We start from the raw sequence: 14,828 nt of genomic DNA on the forward strand, positions 1-14,828 counted from the left end.
GAGTCCTCACTGATCCATCTTGTGGCCAATCGCCAGAACCGCTGTACTACCGGAGGTGCCTGCTGTGATGCGCTTCCATTTCGCACCTCGCCCCTTGCCAGTCGATTCGATCAACTCCTCTGATTTCATCGCTCGCAGCACTAGTCGAACCATGTCCCGGCTCACGCCCGGACAGGCTTCTTCAATCTCGGAAATCGAGAACGGCTGGGTGCGCCCCAGAACTTCCGTCCGCACTCGGTCGCCTTTGCTGCCACGTCCCCGTTCGATGGTGCCGACACGCTCCTCGAACTCACGGTAGGCCCGTAGTAAGGCACCCCAGAAGTAGTCGAGCCAGGGTTTGACGTCGTGCTGCCCCTGGTGCCAGCCCTGCGAGCTGGCTTCCAGCGTCTCGTAATAACCTTCCTTGGTGTCCTCGAAGACGCGTTCCAAACTGATGTAGCGACCCACGGCATAGTCGAAGTGGTAGAGCAGCAGCAGGGTCAGCAAACGGGACATGCGACCGTTGCCGTCCGGGAAGGGGTGGATGCACAGGAAGTCGAGCATCGCCAGCGGCACCAGTACGAGGGGGTCGGCCAGGTGCTGATCCAGCGCGGTGGCGTAGCGCCCGGCCAGATCGGTCATAGCCATGGGTGTGAGGTGCGCAGCGACCGGCTGGAAGCGTAGACGTGACGTGCCGTCCGGGTGACGCTCGATGATGTCGTTATTGGTGGCCTTCCAGCGTCCGCCCGCCTGCGGCATATAGCGGTACAGCAGGGTGTGCAGTTGCAGCACCACTCCCTCACTGAAGGGCATGTGCGCGGCGGACTCGTGGATCAGCGCCAGGGCATCACGGTAGCCGGCGATCTCCTGTTCGGAGCGGCTCTTTGGTGTTGCGTTGCGGATGACCAGAGACTTCAGCCGCGAGGGCGCTACGACAACACCTTCCAGCCGGTTAGACGACTCGGTGGACTCCACCACCGCGATCTGGCGCAGGCCCTTGAGGGCTTCGGGCGACTGCGCGGCGTAGAGTTGCTGCTTCCCCTGGTACTCGCCCAGTGTGCGCAACGTGGCGGCCTGAGTGCCATCGAAGCGAAGCGCGGCAAGGTACTCGGGTGTGAGCGAGTGCATGGAAATGTAAGCCCAGGCTGTGTAAATGGGGTAATCATAGCCTTTAAATGGGGCATTGTCTCTAAAAATACCTCATTAACAGTATTTGACTACCCCATTTCCTGAACATTGGACCGGTCGCGAGGGGCTGGCATGGCCGACCAAGAAGGAAATGAGCGACATGAGCCTCAAAAGGGGCAATCAATTCAAAATTACCCCATTTATTCCATTGTTTACCCCATTCCCAGCACCCAGCCTTAAGCAAAGGCAAATGGCAAGGGAACGGCACTCAAGGGACAACGGCCCTATCCAGAAAAGGAAAAGGCCGCTCCTGTCCATTCGTTCTACAACACCCGGTCAAATCGCCCCTATGCCGTGCCGCTGCCCTCCGCCGCACCCAGATAGTCCGCCCAGTCCTGCAACAGCGTCCTTCTCTGATCCAGCAACAGCGCCTTGTTGTAGGTCGCCCGCACCTTGTTGCTTTCCACGTGGGCAAGCTGCCGCTCAATCGCATCAGGCCGGTATCCGTTCTCATTGGCCCAGGTCGAAAAGGTCGTCCGCCAGCAATGCGGCGTCGTGCCCCGGCCCAGGTTCATGTCGCGCATCGCGTAGGTTAGCCGGTTGGGCGTAGTGAAGCCCTTGCCACTACGGTGTGGGAACAGATAGCGGCCACCGCCCGTGATGCACTGCAAATCCTCCAGCACTGCTACGGCCTGCGTGGACAACGGGCTGACATGGTCACGCCGCGCTTTCATCTTCGCCGCAGGCCGACGCCACAGAGCATCCTCAAAGTCGAACTCGTCCCACTCGGCATCCGCCGCTTCCCCTGGACGGCAAGCCGTCAGAGCAATCAACCGCAGACACAAAGAGGTTTCCGGATAGCCCCGGTAGCCGCGCAACTCCTGATAGAACTTCTGGATTTGCTCTCGCGTCATCGCCGCCTTGCTCTCGCTGAACGGCACACGCAGCAGCCCACGAAGACTGGGTATAGGATTGGCCTCGACCAGACCCCGCACTACCGCGAATTCGAAGATGGCCGAAAGATCGCCTTTGACGTGAATCGCGGCCCATGCACCGTGGGCCTTGCACTCCTCCAGCAACGGGCGGATCTGCTTCACGCCAATGTCGCTCATCGGCATCCCATCGAATTTGGGTGACAGGTATTTCCTGATACGGGACTCTTTCGTGCGGTAGGAACTGAGCGCAAAGACTGGCTTGATCTCGGCCAGGTACGCCTGCGCCACCTTGGCGAACGAGCTTTCCTTTGCGCGCTTGCGTTCCTCCAGCACTTCCAAGTTGCGCTGCTTGACCTGCTGCCGTTCATGGGCAGGATGGATACCTTGCTTGACGAGGATTCGCGCTTTCTCGCGGGCCGCACGCGCCTCAGCAAGGCTTACTTGAGGAAAGCCGCCAATGGCAAAGAGGTTCTCCTTACCTTGCAGGCGGTACTTCCACCGCCAGAGCTTGCCGCCGGTGGGCTTTACCAGTAGGAACAGGCCCCCGCCGTCTGATAGTTTCCAGTCTCGATCAGTCGATTTGGCCGACCTGACCTTGAGGTCGGTGAGTAGGTTTTCGGGCATCGTTGGACTCCACTGCGGGGAAAAGTACCCCCACGGTTGAACACGAGTACCCCCAACGCTACCCCCGAATTTTCCGGACCTCGATGAACAATAGGAACGCTCAGCAGACCGTATTGTTTACGTAACCCATTGATTTCAAATGGGCCAACCTGTCCACCAAGCGCTACTGAGCGCCACCGAGATCCAGCAAAAATCGTCAGACGTTGAAGCGGAAGTGCATCACGTCGCCGTCCTTGACGATGTAGTCCTTGCCTTCCAGGCGCCATTTGCCGGCTTCCTTGGCGCCGGCTTCGCCCTTGTACTGGATGAAGTCGTCGTAGGCCACGACTTCGGCGCGGATGAAGCCTTTTTCGAAGTCGGTGTGGATCACCGCGGCGGCCTGCGGGGCGGTGGCGCCGATGCGCACGGTCCAGGCGCGGACTTCCTTCACCCCGGCGGTGAAGTAGGTCTGCAGGTTGAGCAGTTCGTAGCCGGCGCGGATCACGCGGTTCAGGCCCGGCTCTTCCATGCCCATGGACTCGAGGAACATCTGCTTCTCCTCGTCGTCGTCCAGTTCGGCGATTTCTGCTTCGATCTTGTTGCACACCGGCACCACGACCGCGCCTTCTTCTTCGGCGATGGCGCGCACGGCGTCCAGGTGCGGGTTGTTCTCGAAGCCTTCCTCGGCGACGTTGGCGATGTACATCACCGGCTTGCTGGTCAGCAGGTGGAAGCCGCGCACCAGGCGCTTCTCTTCGTCAGCCATGTCCTTGACCAGGCTGCGCGCGGGCTTGCCGGCGGTGAAGTGGGCGATGAGCTTTTCCAGCAGGGCCTTCTGCGCGATGGCTTCCTTGTCGCCGCCCTTGGCGTTGCGGGCGACCTTCTGCAGTTGCTTCTCGCAGCTGTCGAGGTCGGCGAAGATCAGTTCGAGGTCGATGATCTCGATGTCGCGCTTGGGGTCGACGCTGTTGCTGACGTGGATGACGTTGTCGTCCTCGAAGCAGCGCACCACGTGGGCGATGGCGTCGGTCTCGCGGATGTTGGCGAGGAACTTGTTGCCCAGGCCCTCGCCCTTGGAGGCGCCCGCCACCAGGCCGGCGATGTCGACGAACTCCATGGTGGTGGGGATCACCCGCTCGGGCTTGACGATCGCCGCCAGGGCGTCGAGGCGCGCGTCGGGCATGGGCACGATGCCGCTGTTCGGCTCGATGGTGCAGAAGGGGAAGTTCTCTGCCGCGATACCCGATTTGGTCAGGGCGTTGAACAGGGTGGATTTGCCGACGTTGGGCAAGCCGACGATGCCGCAGTTGAAGCCCATGCTGTGTACCTCTGGCGAGACGGGTCAGGCCTTCGGGCTGTGCAGCTTGTGCATCGCGCGGGTCCAGTCGCCTGCGAGCATTTCCGGCAGCACGCCGAGGGCGGAATCGATGCTGGCGTCCAGCAGCTCCTGCTCGCTGCGCGGGGCGCGGCCGAGGACGAAGCCGGAGACCAGGCTGCTGTGCCCCGGATGGCCGATGCCAAGCCGCAGGCGATGGAAGCCGTTCTGGTTGCCGAGCTGGGCGATGATGTCGCGCAGCCCGTTGTGCCCGCCATGGCCGCCGCCCTTCTTGAGCTTGGCGGTGCCGGGGGGCATGTCGAGTTCGTCGTGGGCCACCAGGATGGCTTCGACCGGGATGCGGAAGAACCCGGCGAGCGCCGCCACGGCCTGGCCGCTGCGGTTCATGTAGGTGGTGGGGATGAGCAGACGAACGTCGCGGCCCTGGTGGCTGAACTTGCCGACCAGGCCGAAATACTTCTTGTCGGGGCTCAGGCTGACGCGTTCGCGGTCGGCCAGGCGCTCGACGAAAAGGGCCCCCGCGTTATGCCGGGTCTGTTCGTATTCCGGGCCTGGGTTGCCCAGGCCAACGATCAGTTGCACGGCGGTCACGACGGGGGCCCTTTCCTTGAGGCGGGAGGCTAGCGAGCGATTACTCGGCCGCGCCTTCCTCGCCTTCTTCCTTGACTACGCGGGAAGCGTGGATGTTGGCCACGGCCAGGTCGTTGCCATGGGCCAGCTGAACCAGTTCCACGCCTTTCGGCAGCTTGAGGTCGGACAGGTGAACGATCTGACCGACTTCGACTTTCGCCAGGTCGACTTCGATGAATTCCGGCAGGTCTTTCGGCAGGCAGGAAACTTCGACTTCGGAAATGACGTGGGAAACTTCACCGCCGCCTTGCTTGACGCCAACTGCGGTTTCCTCGTTGAGGAAGTGCAGCGGAACGTGAGCGGTCAGCTTGTGGTCGGCGACGACGCGCAGGAAGTCGGCGTGCATGACGAAGCCTTTGGCCGGATGGCGCTGCAGGGCCTTGATCAGCACGGTTTCCTTGGCGCCATCGACGTTCAGGGCGATGACGTGGCTGAAGGCAGCCTCGTTTTCCAGCAGTTTGGCGATTTCACGCAGTTCCAGGGTCACGGAAACCGGGGCTTTCTCGCCACCGTAGATGACCGCGGGAACCAGGCCGGCGTTACGACGCAGGCGGCGGCTCGCACCTTTCCCCAGGTCGGAACGCGCTTGGGCATTCAGAACAAAGTCAACCATTACTCTATCTCCACAATGAAAAGATCGCCCGAGCGCTTGCGACCAGCGTTCGGGCGAATCTTCAATTGCCCCGCCGTGGCGGGGCGCTTTCGTCAGGCCCTGTTCCTCAGCGGAACATGGCGCTGATCGATTCTTCGTTGCTGATCCGGCGCATGGCTTCGGCCACGACCGGAGCGATGTCCAGCTGGCGGATGCGGCCACAGGCCTGGGCAGCGGCGGACAGCGGGATGGTGTTGGTCACCACCAGCTCGTCCAGTACGGAACCCTCGATGTTCTCGATGGCACGGCCCGACAGCACCGGATGGGTGCAGTAGGCGATGACCTTGGCGGCGCCGTGCTCTTTCAGAGCCTTGGCGGCGTGGCCGAGGGTGCCGGCGGTATCGACCATGTCGTCGACCAGTACGCAGGTACGGCCTTCGACATCACCGATGATGTGCATGACTTCGGACTGGTTGGCCTTCGGACGACGCTTGTCGATGATGGCAAGGTCGACGCCCAGGGACTTGGCGACGGCGCGAGCGCGCACCACGCCACCGATGTCCGGGGAGACGATCATCAGGTTCTCGAAGCGCTGGTCCTCGATGTCGTCGACCAGTACGGGCGAGCCGTAGATGTTGTCGACGGGGATATCGAAGAAGCCCTGGATCTGGTCGGCGTGCAGGTCGACGGTGAGGACGCGGTTGACGCCCACCACGGTCAGCATGTCGGCGACGACCTTCGCGCTGATGGCCACGCGGGCGGAACGCGGGCGGCGATCCTGGCGGGCATAGCCGAAGTAGGGGATGACCGCGGTGATACGAGTGGCCGAGGAGCGGCGGAAGGCATCGGCCATCACCACCAGTTCCATCAGGTTGTCGTTGGTCGGAGCGCAGGTCGGCTGGATCAGGAAGACGTCCTTGCCGCGGACGTTCTCGTTGATTTCGACACTGATTTCGCCATCGGAGAACTTGCCGACGGAAACATCACCGAGGGGAATGTGCAGTTGACGCACGACTCGGCGTGCCAGGTCGGGGTTGGCGTTCCCCGTGAAGACCATCATCTTGGACACGCGCAGTACCTGCCGGCTGAGGGTGGGCCTGATGAACCAAAAAGCTGTTCAAAGGCCGTGGCTTTTGAACAGCTTTTTTGTATATGGCAGGGGCGGCTGGATTCGAACCAACGCATGGCAGGATCAAAACCTGCTGCCTTACCGCTTGGCGACGCCCCTATGAATTTTGCTGTGCAGCGCTTCGGTTACCGTCGTACGCAAACCCCCGTGGGGTTAATGGCAGGGGCGGCTGGATTCGAACCAACGCATGGCAGGATCAAAACCTGCTGCCTTACCGCTTGGCGACGCCCCTGTATCGTACAACCGAATGCTCTGCATCCCTTCTCAGGTCAGCTCTTGAAGCTTGCGATGCAACAGGGAGATGTTGCGACCCCGTGCGACGAAGCTTGGCAGAGTGGCCGGAAGTTGGCGGCGAACTTTATCAGCATCGCCCTGGTTTGGGAAGCTCCCAAACACACAAGCTCCGGTTCCGGTCAGTCTGGCCGATGTGAATTTGTTCAACGACATCAGCGCGTTACGTACAGCTGGGTAACGTTTCTCGACGACCGTCTGACAGTCGTTTCGACCGTCCACCCCGAGAAGGCTGCGAACTTTAATGGGCGCGGTATCCCGTGTCAACTCGGGATCGGAGAAAACTTCTGCTGTGCTGACAAAGACTTGCGGTACGGCGACGAGGAACCAGGGCTCCTCCAGCTCGACCGGCGTGAGCTTCTCGCCGACCCCTTCGGCGAAGGCCGCGCGGCCGCGCACGAACACCGGCACGTCGGCGCCCAGGCCCAGGCCCAGGGCCGCCAGGTGGTCTTCGTCCCAGCCCAGTTGCCAGAGGTGGTTGAGGCCGACCAGGGTGGTGGCCGCATCCGAGCTGCCGCCGCCGATGCCGCCGCCCATGGGCAGATGCTTGTCCAGCCAGATGTCGGCGCCCAGCCGGCAACCGGACTGTTCCTGCAGTTGGCGTGCGGCGCGGACGATCAGGTTGCTGTCGTGGGGCACGCCGGGGATCTCGGTGTGCAGGCGGATCTGCCCGTCCTCGCGCGGGGCGAAGTGCAGCTCGTCGGCGTGGTCGAGGAACTGGAACAGCGTCTGCAGCTCGTGGTAGCCGTCGGCGCGGCGCCCGAGGATGTGCAGGAACAGGTTGAGCTTGGCCGGGGCCGGCAGGGTCAGGCGTTCGCGCATGTCAGCGGGCCTGGCCGAGCAGGCGCGGTTGCCAGCTCTTGATCACCAGGGTGACGTCGAGGTTCTCGCCGTGCAGCTTCAGGCGCTCGGGCAGCCAGTAGCCGTCCTGCTGGGCGTAGCTGCTGTATTCCACGTCCCAGCCGTCCTGCTCCAGGCGCGCCAGGCGGCTGTCGCTGTCGAGGGTCAGGCGGCTCTTGCTGTCCGGCGCCGGCAGGCCGCGGATCCACCAGAGCAGGTGGGACACCGGCAGGCGCCAGCCCATCTGCTGTTCCAGCAGGGCCTCGGGGGACTCGGCCTGGAAGCGGCCCTGCCCGGCGACTTCGAGGGTCACCGCGCCTTCGCGCCCGGTCAGGCGCGCCGCGCCGCGGCCCAGCGGGCCGGACAGGCGGATGTCGTAGTAGCCCTGGCGTTGCAGCCAGAACAGGGTGCCGCTGCCGGAGTCCCGGGGCGCGCGGATGCCGACCTTGCCGTCGATCTGCCAGCCGTCGAGGGCGGCGACGCGTTCCTTGTGGGTCTTCCAGCTGTTGGCGTTGCCCTGGCCTTGCAGGGCTTCCTGGGTGGTGAAGCCGGCGCAGCCGCTGAGCAGGAGCAGGGCGGCGGCGCCAAGGACGTGAATCAGACGCATGGGAAATCTCAGGGGGTCTTGGACCCGGTCAGGCGCAGCAGGGTGTCGCGCAGCACCGGGCTGTCGGGCTGGTTCTGCAGGGCGGTGCTCCAGACTTCGCGGGCCTCGCGCTGCTTGCCGCGGGCCCAGAGCACTTCGCCCAGGTGGGCGGCCACTTCGTGGTCGGGGAACTTCTCCAGGGCCTGGCGCAGGTAGGTCTCGGCCTGGTCGAGGTTGCCCAGGCGGTAGTTGACCCAGCCCAGGCTGTCGAGGATGGCCGGGTCGTCCGGGTTCAGCTGGTGGGCCTTCTGGATCAGTTCGCGGGCCTCGTCGTAGCGCGTGGTGCGGTCGGCCAGGGTGTAGCCCAGGGCGTTGAGCGCCATGGCGTTGTCCGGCTCGCGCTGGATGATCAGGCGCAGGTCCTTCTCCATCTGCACCAGGTCGTCGCGCTTCTCCGCCAGCATGGAGCGGGTGTAGAGCAGGTTGAGGTCGTCGGGGAACTGCTTGGTGCCCTGTTCGATGACCTGCCAGGCGCGGTCGGTCTGGTTGCGGTTGGACAGGCCCTCGGCCTCGATCAGGTACAGCTGGATGGCGTAGTCGGGCTGGCGCTCGCGGGCCTCGGCGAGGCGCCGCGAGGCTTCGGCGCTGCGCCCGGAGTCCATGAGGATTTCGCTCTGGCGCAGCTGTGCCGGGAGGAAGTCGTTGCCCGGGCCGACCTGGGCGTATTCCTTCAGTGCGGTTTCCGGGTCCTTCTGCTCCTCGGCGAGGCGGCCGAGGTTGAAGTGCGCGGCGTCGGTGTGGCTGTCGCGCTCGACCAGTTCCTGCAGGTAGACCTTGGCTTCGTTCCAGGCCTGGGCCTCCAGGCACACCAGGGCCAGGGAGAAGCGCAGGTCGTCGTCGTCGGGGAACTGCTGCACCAGGGCGGAGAACTCGGCCTTGGCGTCGTCCAGGCGGTTCTGCTCCACCAGCAGGCGGGCGTAGGCCAGGCGCACGCGCTTGTCGTCCGGGTGTTCCTTGATGCCGGCCTTGAGTAGCGGCAGGGCCTCGTCGCTGCGCTTCATGCTCTGCAGCAGGCGCGCGCGCAGCAGCATCGGCGCCACTTCGTGGCGGCTGGCCGGCTTGCTCTCCAGCAGGCTCAGGGCCTCCTGCGGGCGGCCGTCCTGCTGCAGCAGCAGGGCCTTGCCGAACAGCAGCTGGCCGTTGTCGGGGTACTTCTTCAGCAGGCGGTCGAAGCTCTGCAGCAGGCCGGCGCGGGTGTCCGCGTCGGTTTCCGCGGCGGACAGGGCGAGGAAGTCGAAATGGGTGTCGCCCTGGCCGTTGAGGACCTTCTCCATGTACACCATGGATTCGTCGTACTGGCCGGTGCGCGCCAGCTGCAGGGCGGCGGCGCGCTGCGCGTCGAGGTCGTCGGGGGCGGCCTTGGCCCAGATCAGCGAGGTGTCCAGGGCTTCCTGGTCGGCGCCCAGGTACTCGGCGATGCGGAAGGCGCGCTCGGCCACGCCCGGGTCCTGGGTCTGCTTGGCCTGGTCGACGTAGTTGGCCAGGGCGATGTCGAAGCGGTTGCGCTGGCCGGCGATCTCCGCCACCAGCAGGGAGTACAGGGTGTCCTCGCTGAAGGAGCCGTACTTGCGGCCCTTCTCTGCGCTGGCCGCACTGTCCTTGGCCGGTTTCGGCGCCGGTTCCTTGTGCAGCATGGATTGGCAGCCACCGAGCAGCAGCAGGGCGGTCAGCAGCGCTAGGGATTTGTTCATAGACGAAAGAGAGGGACCTGAACGGCGGGTTGTGCCCCATCATGACATAAGCCATTCGGCAAGCCCATGGGGTGGGGGCCGCCAAACCCAGCATAGACGCACAGATCGGCTGCTTGTATTGCGGTGGTTGTCCTCCACCGGTCGACGTAGGACAATTGCGGGCTTCCCGAATTACCTCAGCGATCCCGCATGGCCTTCATCGCCCTTGGCATCAACCACAAGACAGCTTCCGTGGCCGTCCGCGAGCGCGTGGCGTTCACCCCCGGGCAGATGGTCGAGGCCCTGCAGCTGCTCTGCCGGCTGACCGCCAGCCGCGAGGCGGCGATCCTCTCCACCTGCAACCGCAGCGAGCTGTACCTGGAGATCGAGCATCCGGAAGCCGAGGACGTGCTGGCCTGGCTCGCCGACTACCACCGCCTGAGCCTGGACGAGCTGCGCAACTGCGCCTACGTGCACCAGGACGAGGACGCGGTGCGCCACATGATGCGCGTGGCCGCCGGCCTGGACTCCATGGTGCTCGGCGAGCCGCAGATCCTCGGCCAGATGAAGTCCGCCTACGCCGTGGCCCGCGAGGCCGGCACCATAGGCCCGATGCTCGGCCGCCTGTTCCAGGCCACCTTCAGCACCGCCAAGACCGTGCGCACCGACACCGCCATCGGCGAGAACCCGGTGTCGGTGGCCTTCGCCGCGGTCAGCCTGGCGCGGCAGATCTTCAGCGACCTGCACCGCAGCCAGGCGCTGCTGATCGGCGCCGGCGAGACCATCACCCTGGTCGCCCGCCACCTGCACGAGCAGGGCGTGAAGCGCATCGTGGTGGCCAACCGCACCCTCGAGCGCGCCAGCCTGCTGGCCCAGGAGCTGGGCGCCGAGGCGATCCTGCTGGCGGACATGCCCGAGCACCTGGCGCACAGCGACATCGTCATCAGTTCCACCGCCAGCCAGTTGCCGATCCTCGGCAAGGGCGCGGTGGAGCGGGCGCTCAAGCAGCGCCGGCACAAGCCGATGTTCATGGTCGACATCGCCGTGCCGCGCGACATCGAGCCGGAAGTCGGCGAGCTGGACGACGTCTACCTCTATAGCGTCGACGACCTCCACGAAGTGGTCGCGGAAAACCTCAAGAGCCGCCAGGGCGCCGCCCAGGCCGCCGAGGAGCTGGTCGGCGACGGCGTCCACGAATTCATGCAGCGCCTGCGCGAGCTGGCCGCGGTGGACGTGCTGCGCGCCTACCGCCAGCAGGCCGAACGCCTGCGCGACGAGGAACTGCAGAAGGCCCAGCGCCTGCTGGCCAACGGCGGCGACCCGGCGGACATCCTCGCCCAGCTGGCCCGCGGCCTGACCAACAAACTGCTGCACGCGCCCAGCGTGCAGATGAAGAAACTCTCCGCCGAGGGCCGCATCGATGCGCTGGCCCTGGCCCAGGAACTGTTCGCCCTCGACGAGGGCCCTGAGAAGCGATGAAAGCCTCCCTGTTGACCAAGCTGGACACCCTCAGCGACCGCTACGAGGAGCTCACCGCTCTGCTCGGCGACGCCGAGGTGATCAGCGACCAGACCAAGTTCCGCGCCTATTCCCGCGAGTTCGCCGAAGTCGAGCCGGTGATCCTGGCGTTCCGCGACTTCCGCAAGACCCAGGCCGACCTGGAGGGCGCCCAGGCGCTGCTCAAGGACAGCGACCCGGACCTGCGCGAAATGGCCGAGGAAGAAGTCGCCAGCGCCAAGGCGCGCCTGGCCGAGCTGGAAGACGCCCTGCAGCGCATGCTGCTGCCCAAGGACCCGAACGACGGGCGCAACGTGTTCCTGGAAATCCGCGCCGGCACCGGCGGCGACGAGGCGGCGATCTTCTCCGGCGACCTGTTCCGCATGTATTCGCGCTATGCCGAGCGCCAGGGCTGGCGCGTCGAAGTCCTCTCGGAGAACGAGGGCGAACACGGCGGTTATAAAGAGGTGATCGCCCGCGTCGAGGGCGACAACGTCTACGCCAAGCTCAAGTTCGAGTCCGGCGCGCACCGCGTGCAGCGCGTGCCGGCCACCGAATCCCAGGGCCGCATCCACACCTCCGCCTGCACCGTGGCGGTGCTGCCGGAGCCCGACGAGCAGGCGGCCATCGAGATCAACCCGGCCGACCTGCGGGTGGACACCTACCGCTCCTCCGGCGCCGGCGGCCAGCACGTGAACAAGACCGACTCTGCCGTGCGCATCACCCACATCCCCTCGGGCATCGTGGTCGAGTGCCAGGAGGAGCGCTCGCAGCACAAGAACCGCGCCAAGGCCATGGCCTGGCTCGCGGCCAAGCTCAACGACCAGCAGCAGGCCGCGGCGCAGCAGGCCATCGCCAGCACCCGCAAGCTGCTGGTGGGCTCGGGCGACCGCTCCGAGCGCATCCGCACCTACAATTTCCCCCAGGGGCGGGTCACCGACCACCGCATCAACCTTACCCTGTACTCCCTGGGCGAGGTGATGGAGGGAGAAGTGGAGCAGGTGATCGAACCGCTGCTGCAGGAATACCAGGCCGACCAGTTGGCCGCCCTGGGGGATTGAGGCGCCATGGCCACCATCATGACTCTGCTCGCCGAAGCGCAACTGCCGGATTCGCCCAGCGCGCGCCTGGACGCCGAGCTGCTGCTGGCCGCCGCCCTGGGCAAGCCGCGCAGCTTCCTGCGCACCTGGCCGGAGCGGGTGGTCGACCGTGAGGTGCGTGAGCGCTTCGAAGGCTGGCTGGTACGCCGCCGCGCCGGCGAGCCGGTGGCCTACATCCTCGGCCGCCAGGGCTTCTGGAGCCTGGACCTGGAAGTGGCGCCGCACACCCTGATCCCGCGGCCGGACACCGAGCTGCTGGTGGAAACCGCCCTGCAACTGCTGCCGGCCAGCCCGGCGCGGGTGCTCGACCTGGGCACCGGCACCGGCGCCATCGCTCTGGCCCTGGCCTGCGAGCGCCTGAGCTGGCAGGTCAGCGGCGTCGACCGCATTCCCGAGGCCGTGGCCCTGGCCGAGCGCAACCGCGAGCGCCTGCGCCTGGCCAACGTCGGCTTCCGCCAGAGCCACTGGTTCTCCGCCCTGGAAGGCGAGCGCTTCGCCCTGATCGTCGGCAACCCGCCGTACATCCCCGGCAGCGACCCGCACCTGCAGCAGGGCGACGTGCGCTTCGAGCCGAAGAGTGCGCTGGTGGCCGGCCACGACGGCCTCGACGACATCCGCCTGATCGTCGCCCAGGCCCCGCGCTTCCTCGAACCGGGCGGCTGGCTGCTGCTGGAGCACGGCTATGACCAGGCCTCGGCGGTGCGCGACCTGCTGCTGGGCAACGGTTTCAGCGAAGTGGAGAGCCGCCGCGACCTGGGTGGCCACGAACGCATCAGTCTGGGGCGCCTGCCATGTTGAACGACCAAGAGTTGAACGACGACGAACTGCTGCGTTACAGCCGGCAGATCCTCCTGCCGCAGATCGACATAGACGGCCAGTTGCGCCTGAAACAGGCCCGCGTGCTGATCGTCGGCCTCGGCGGGCTGGGCTCGCCGGTAGCGCTGTACCTGGCCGCGGCCGGCGTCGGCGAACTGCACCTGGCCGACTTCGACAGCGTCGACCTGACCAACCTGCAGCGCCAGGTGGTGCACGACAGCACCCAGGTCGGGCGCAGCAAGGTGGACTCGGCCATGGCCCGCCTGGCCGCCATCAACCCGCAGGTGAAGCTGGTGCCGCACCGCCAGGCGCTGGACGAGGATTCCCTGGCCGCGGTGCTGGCCCAGGTCGACCTGGTGCTGGACTGCTGCGACAACTTCTCCACCCGCGAGGCGGTCAACGCCGCCTGCGTCGCCGCCGGCAAGCCGCTGGTCAGCGGCGCGGCCATCCGCCTGGAAGGCCAGCTCTCGGTGTTCGACCCGCGCCGCGACGACAGCCCCTGCTACCACTGCCTCTACGGCCACGGCAGCGAAGCCGAGCTGACCTGCAGCGAAGCCGGCGTGGCCGGGCCGCTGGTGGGCCTGGTCGGCAGCCTGCAGGCGCTGGAGGCGCTGAAGCTGCTGGCCGGCTTCGGCGAGCCGCTGGTGGGCCGCCTGCTGCTGGTGGACGCCCTGGGCACGCGCTTCCGCGAGCTGCGCGTCAAGCGCGACCCGCAGTGCGCGGTCTGCGGCGTGGCGCATGGCTGACGAGCGGCCGATAGGGGTCTTCGACTCCGGCGTCGGCGGCCTTTCGGTGCTGCGCGAGATCCGCGCGCGGCTGCCGGACGAATCGCTGGTGTACCTGGCCGACTGTGGCCACGTGCCCTACGGCGAGAAAACCCCGGAATACATCCGCGAGCGCTGCCGGCGCATCGCCGAGTTCCTCATCGCCCAGGACTGCAAGGCCCTGGTGCTGGCCTGCAACACCGCCACCGCGGCGGCGGCCTCCGACCTGCGCGAGCGTTATCCACAGCTGCCGATCCTGGCCATGGAGCCGGCGGTGAAACCGGCCGCCGCTGCAACGCGCAGCGGCGTGGTCGGCGTGCTGGCCACCACCGGCACGCTCAAGAGCGCACGCTTCGCCGCGCTGCTCGACCGCTTCGCCAGCGACGTGCGGGTGATCACCCAGCCCTGCCCGGGGCTGGTCGAGCGCATCGAGGCGGGCGACCTGGAGGGGCCGCAGACCCGCGAGCTGCTCCAGGGCTTCGTCGAGCCGCTGCTGGCCGAAGGCTGCGACACCCTGATCCTCGGTTGCACCCATTACCCCTTCCTGCGCCCGCTGCTGGGCCGGATGCTGCCGCCCGGCGTATCGCTGATTGACACCGGCGCCGCAGTGGCCCGCCACCTGCAGGCGTCGCTGGCCAGCCGCGGCCTGGAGGCGCGGGGGCCGGCAAAAAAAACGCACTTCTTCACCAGCGGGGCGGTCGAGATGTTCGAGAGGGTGTTGCCGGTGCTGTGGGGCCTTGATGAATCGGTCAGTTTTTTTGCCGATTGAGCAAGGAAGTTTCCGCGCATACGTAACAATGCGCTGACATTTCGCAGGCCATATCTGGCAAATCGCCTTATAATCATTAGCTATTCGCGGGGATTTTTCATTC

The 14,828-nt window shown here is 65.8% G+C and carries 14 protein-coding genes and 2 tRNA genes; 5 read left to right on the forward strand and 11 right to left on the reverse strand.

Features of this window, described 5'->3' with window-relative positions:
• Positions 1-6: 6 nt before the first annotated feature.
• The 11 genes from FG99_RS28710 to FG99_RS28760 form a co-directional block, all read right to left on the reverse strand.
• A complete protein-coding gene (locus FG99_RS28710; RefSeq protein WP_023098843.1) occupies positions 7-1,107 on the reverse strand; it encodes a Fic family protein in 1,101 nt (366 codons plus the stop codon).
• A gap of 347 nt (positions 1,108-1,454) precedes the next feature.
• Positions 1,455-2,666: a tyrosine-type recombinase/integrase gene (locus FG99_RS28715; RefSeq protein ID WP_043273579.1), complete on the reverse strand. Its 1,212-nt coding sequence runs from the start codon at positions 2,664-2,666 to the stop codon at positions 1,455-1,457.
• Between the two features lie 196 nt (positions 2,667-2,862).
• Positions 2,863-3,963: a redox-regulated ATPase YchF gene (gene ychF, locus FG99_RS28720; RefSeq protein ID WP_043273580.1), complete on the reverse strand. Its 1,101-nt coding sequence runs from the start codon at positions 3,961-3,963 to the stop codon at positions 2,863-2,865.
• Positions 3,964-3,987: 24 nt separating this feature from the next.
• Positions 3,988-4,572 carry an aminoacyl-tRNA hydrolase gene (pth, locus tag FG99_RS28725; RefSeq protein ID WP_043273581.1) on the reverse strand — a complete coding sequence of 195 codons (585 nt, stop codon included), beginning with the start codon at positions 4,570-4,572 and terminating at the stop codon, positions 3,988-3,990.
• Between the two features lie 40 nt (positions 4,573-4,612).
• Positions 4,613-5,224 carry a 50S ribosomal protein L25/general stress protein Ctc gene (locus tag FG99_RS28730; protein ID WP_009617434.1) on the reverse strand — a complete coding sequence of 204 codons (612 nt, stop codon included), beginning with the start codon at positions 5,222-5,224 and terminating at the stop codon, positions 4,613-4,615.
• Positions 5,225-5,330: 106 nt separating this feature from the next.
• Positions 5,331-6,272 (reverse strand): ribose-phosphate pyrophosphokinase, encoded by a 942-nt coding sequence (locus FG99_RS28735; RefSeq protein WP_024128138.1) that lies wholly within the window; start codon positions 6,270-6,272, stop codon positions 5,331-5,333.
• 84 nt (positions 6,273-6,356) lie between these two features.
• Positions 6,357-6,431: transfer RNA gene (locus FG99_RS28740), tRNA-Gln, on the reverse strand.
• 58 nt (positions 6,432-6,489) lie between these two features.
• Positions 6,490-6,564, reverse strand: a tRNA-Gln gene (locus tag FG99_RS28745).
• 32 nt (positions 6,565-6,596) lie between these two features.
• Positions 6,597-7,445: a 4-(cytidine 5'-diphospho)-2-C-methyl-D-erythritol kinase gene (ispE, locus tag FG99_RS28750; RefSeq protein WP_043273582.1), complete on the reverse strand. Its 849-nt coding sequence runs from the start codon at positions 7,443-7,445 to the stop codon at positions 6,597-6,599.
• 1 nt (position 7,446) lies between these two features.
• Positions 7,447-8,070, reverse strand: coding sequence for a lipoprotein insertase outer membrane protein LolB (gene lolB, locus FG99_RS28755; protein WP_043273583.1), 624 nt, complete (start codon positions 8,068-8,070; stop codon positions 7,447-7,449).
• 8 nt (positions 8,071-8,078) lie between these two features.
• A complete protein-coding gene (locus tag FG99_RS28760) occupies positions 8,079-9,800 on the reverse strand; it encodes a tetratricopeptide repeat protein (protein ID WP_043273584.1) in 1,722 nt (573 codons plus the stop codon).
• Positions 9,801-9,989: 189 nt separating this feature from the next.
• On the opposite strand from FG99_RS28760, the gene hemA reads away from it, so the two are divergent.
• From hemA to murI, 5 genes are read left to right on the forward strand one after another with little or no spacing between them, the layout of a single operon-like run.
• Complete coding sequence (hemA, locus tag FG99_RS28765; protein WP_043273585.1) at positions 9,990-11,258, forward strand: glutamyl-tRNA reductase; 1,269 nt, start codon at positions 9,990-9,992, stop codon at positions 11,256-11,258.
• A complete protein-coding gene (prfA, locus tag FG99_RS28770) occupies positions 11,255-12,337 on the forward strand; it encodes a peptide chain release factor 1 (protein WP_043273586.1) in 1,083 nt (360 codons plus the stop codon). Before hemA ends, prfA begins: the two co-directional genes overlap by 4 nt.
• A 6-nt stretch (positions 12,338-12,343) precedes the next feature.
• A complete protein-coding gene (prmC, locus tag FG99_RS28775; protein ID WP_043273587.1) occupies positions 12,344-13,174 on the forward strand; it encodes a peptide chain release factor N(5)-glutamine methyltransferase in 831 nt (276 codons plus the stop codon).
• Positions 13,168-13,938 carry a molybdopterin-synthase adenylyltransferase MoeB gene (locus FG99_RS28780; protein ID WP_168187672.1) on the forward strand — a complete coding sequence of 257 codons (771 nt, stop codon included), beginning with the start codon at positions 13,168-13,170 and terminating at the stop codon, positions 13,936-13,938. Before prmC ends, FG99_RS28780 begins: the two co-directional genes overlap by 7 nt.
• Positions 13,931-14,725 (forward strand): glutamate racemase, encoded by a 795-nt coding sequence (gene murI / locus FG99_RS28785; RefSeq protein WP_043273588.1) that lies wholly within the window; start codon positions 13,931-13,933, stop codon positions 14,723-14,725. The genes FG99_RS28780 and murI overlap by 8 nt, the downstream gene beginning before the upstream one ends.
• The last annotated feature ends 103 nt before the right edge of the window (positions 14,726-14,828 follow it).

It is taken from the genome of Pseudomonas sp. AAC (genome assembly GCF_000725445.1).
Classification (GTDB): Bacteria; Pseudomonadota; Gammaproteobacteria; order Pseudomonadales; family Pseudomonadaceae; genus Pseudomonas; species Pseudomonas citronellolis.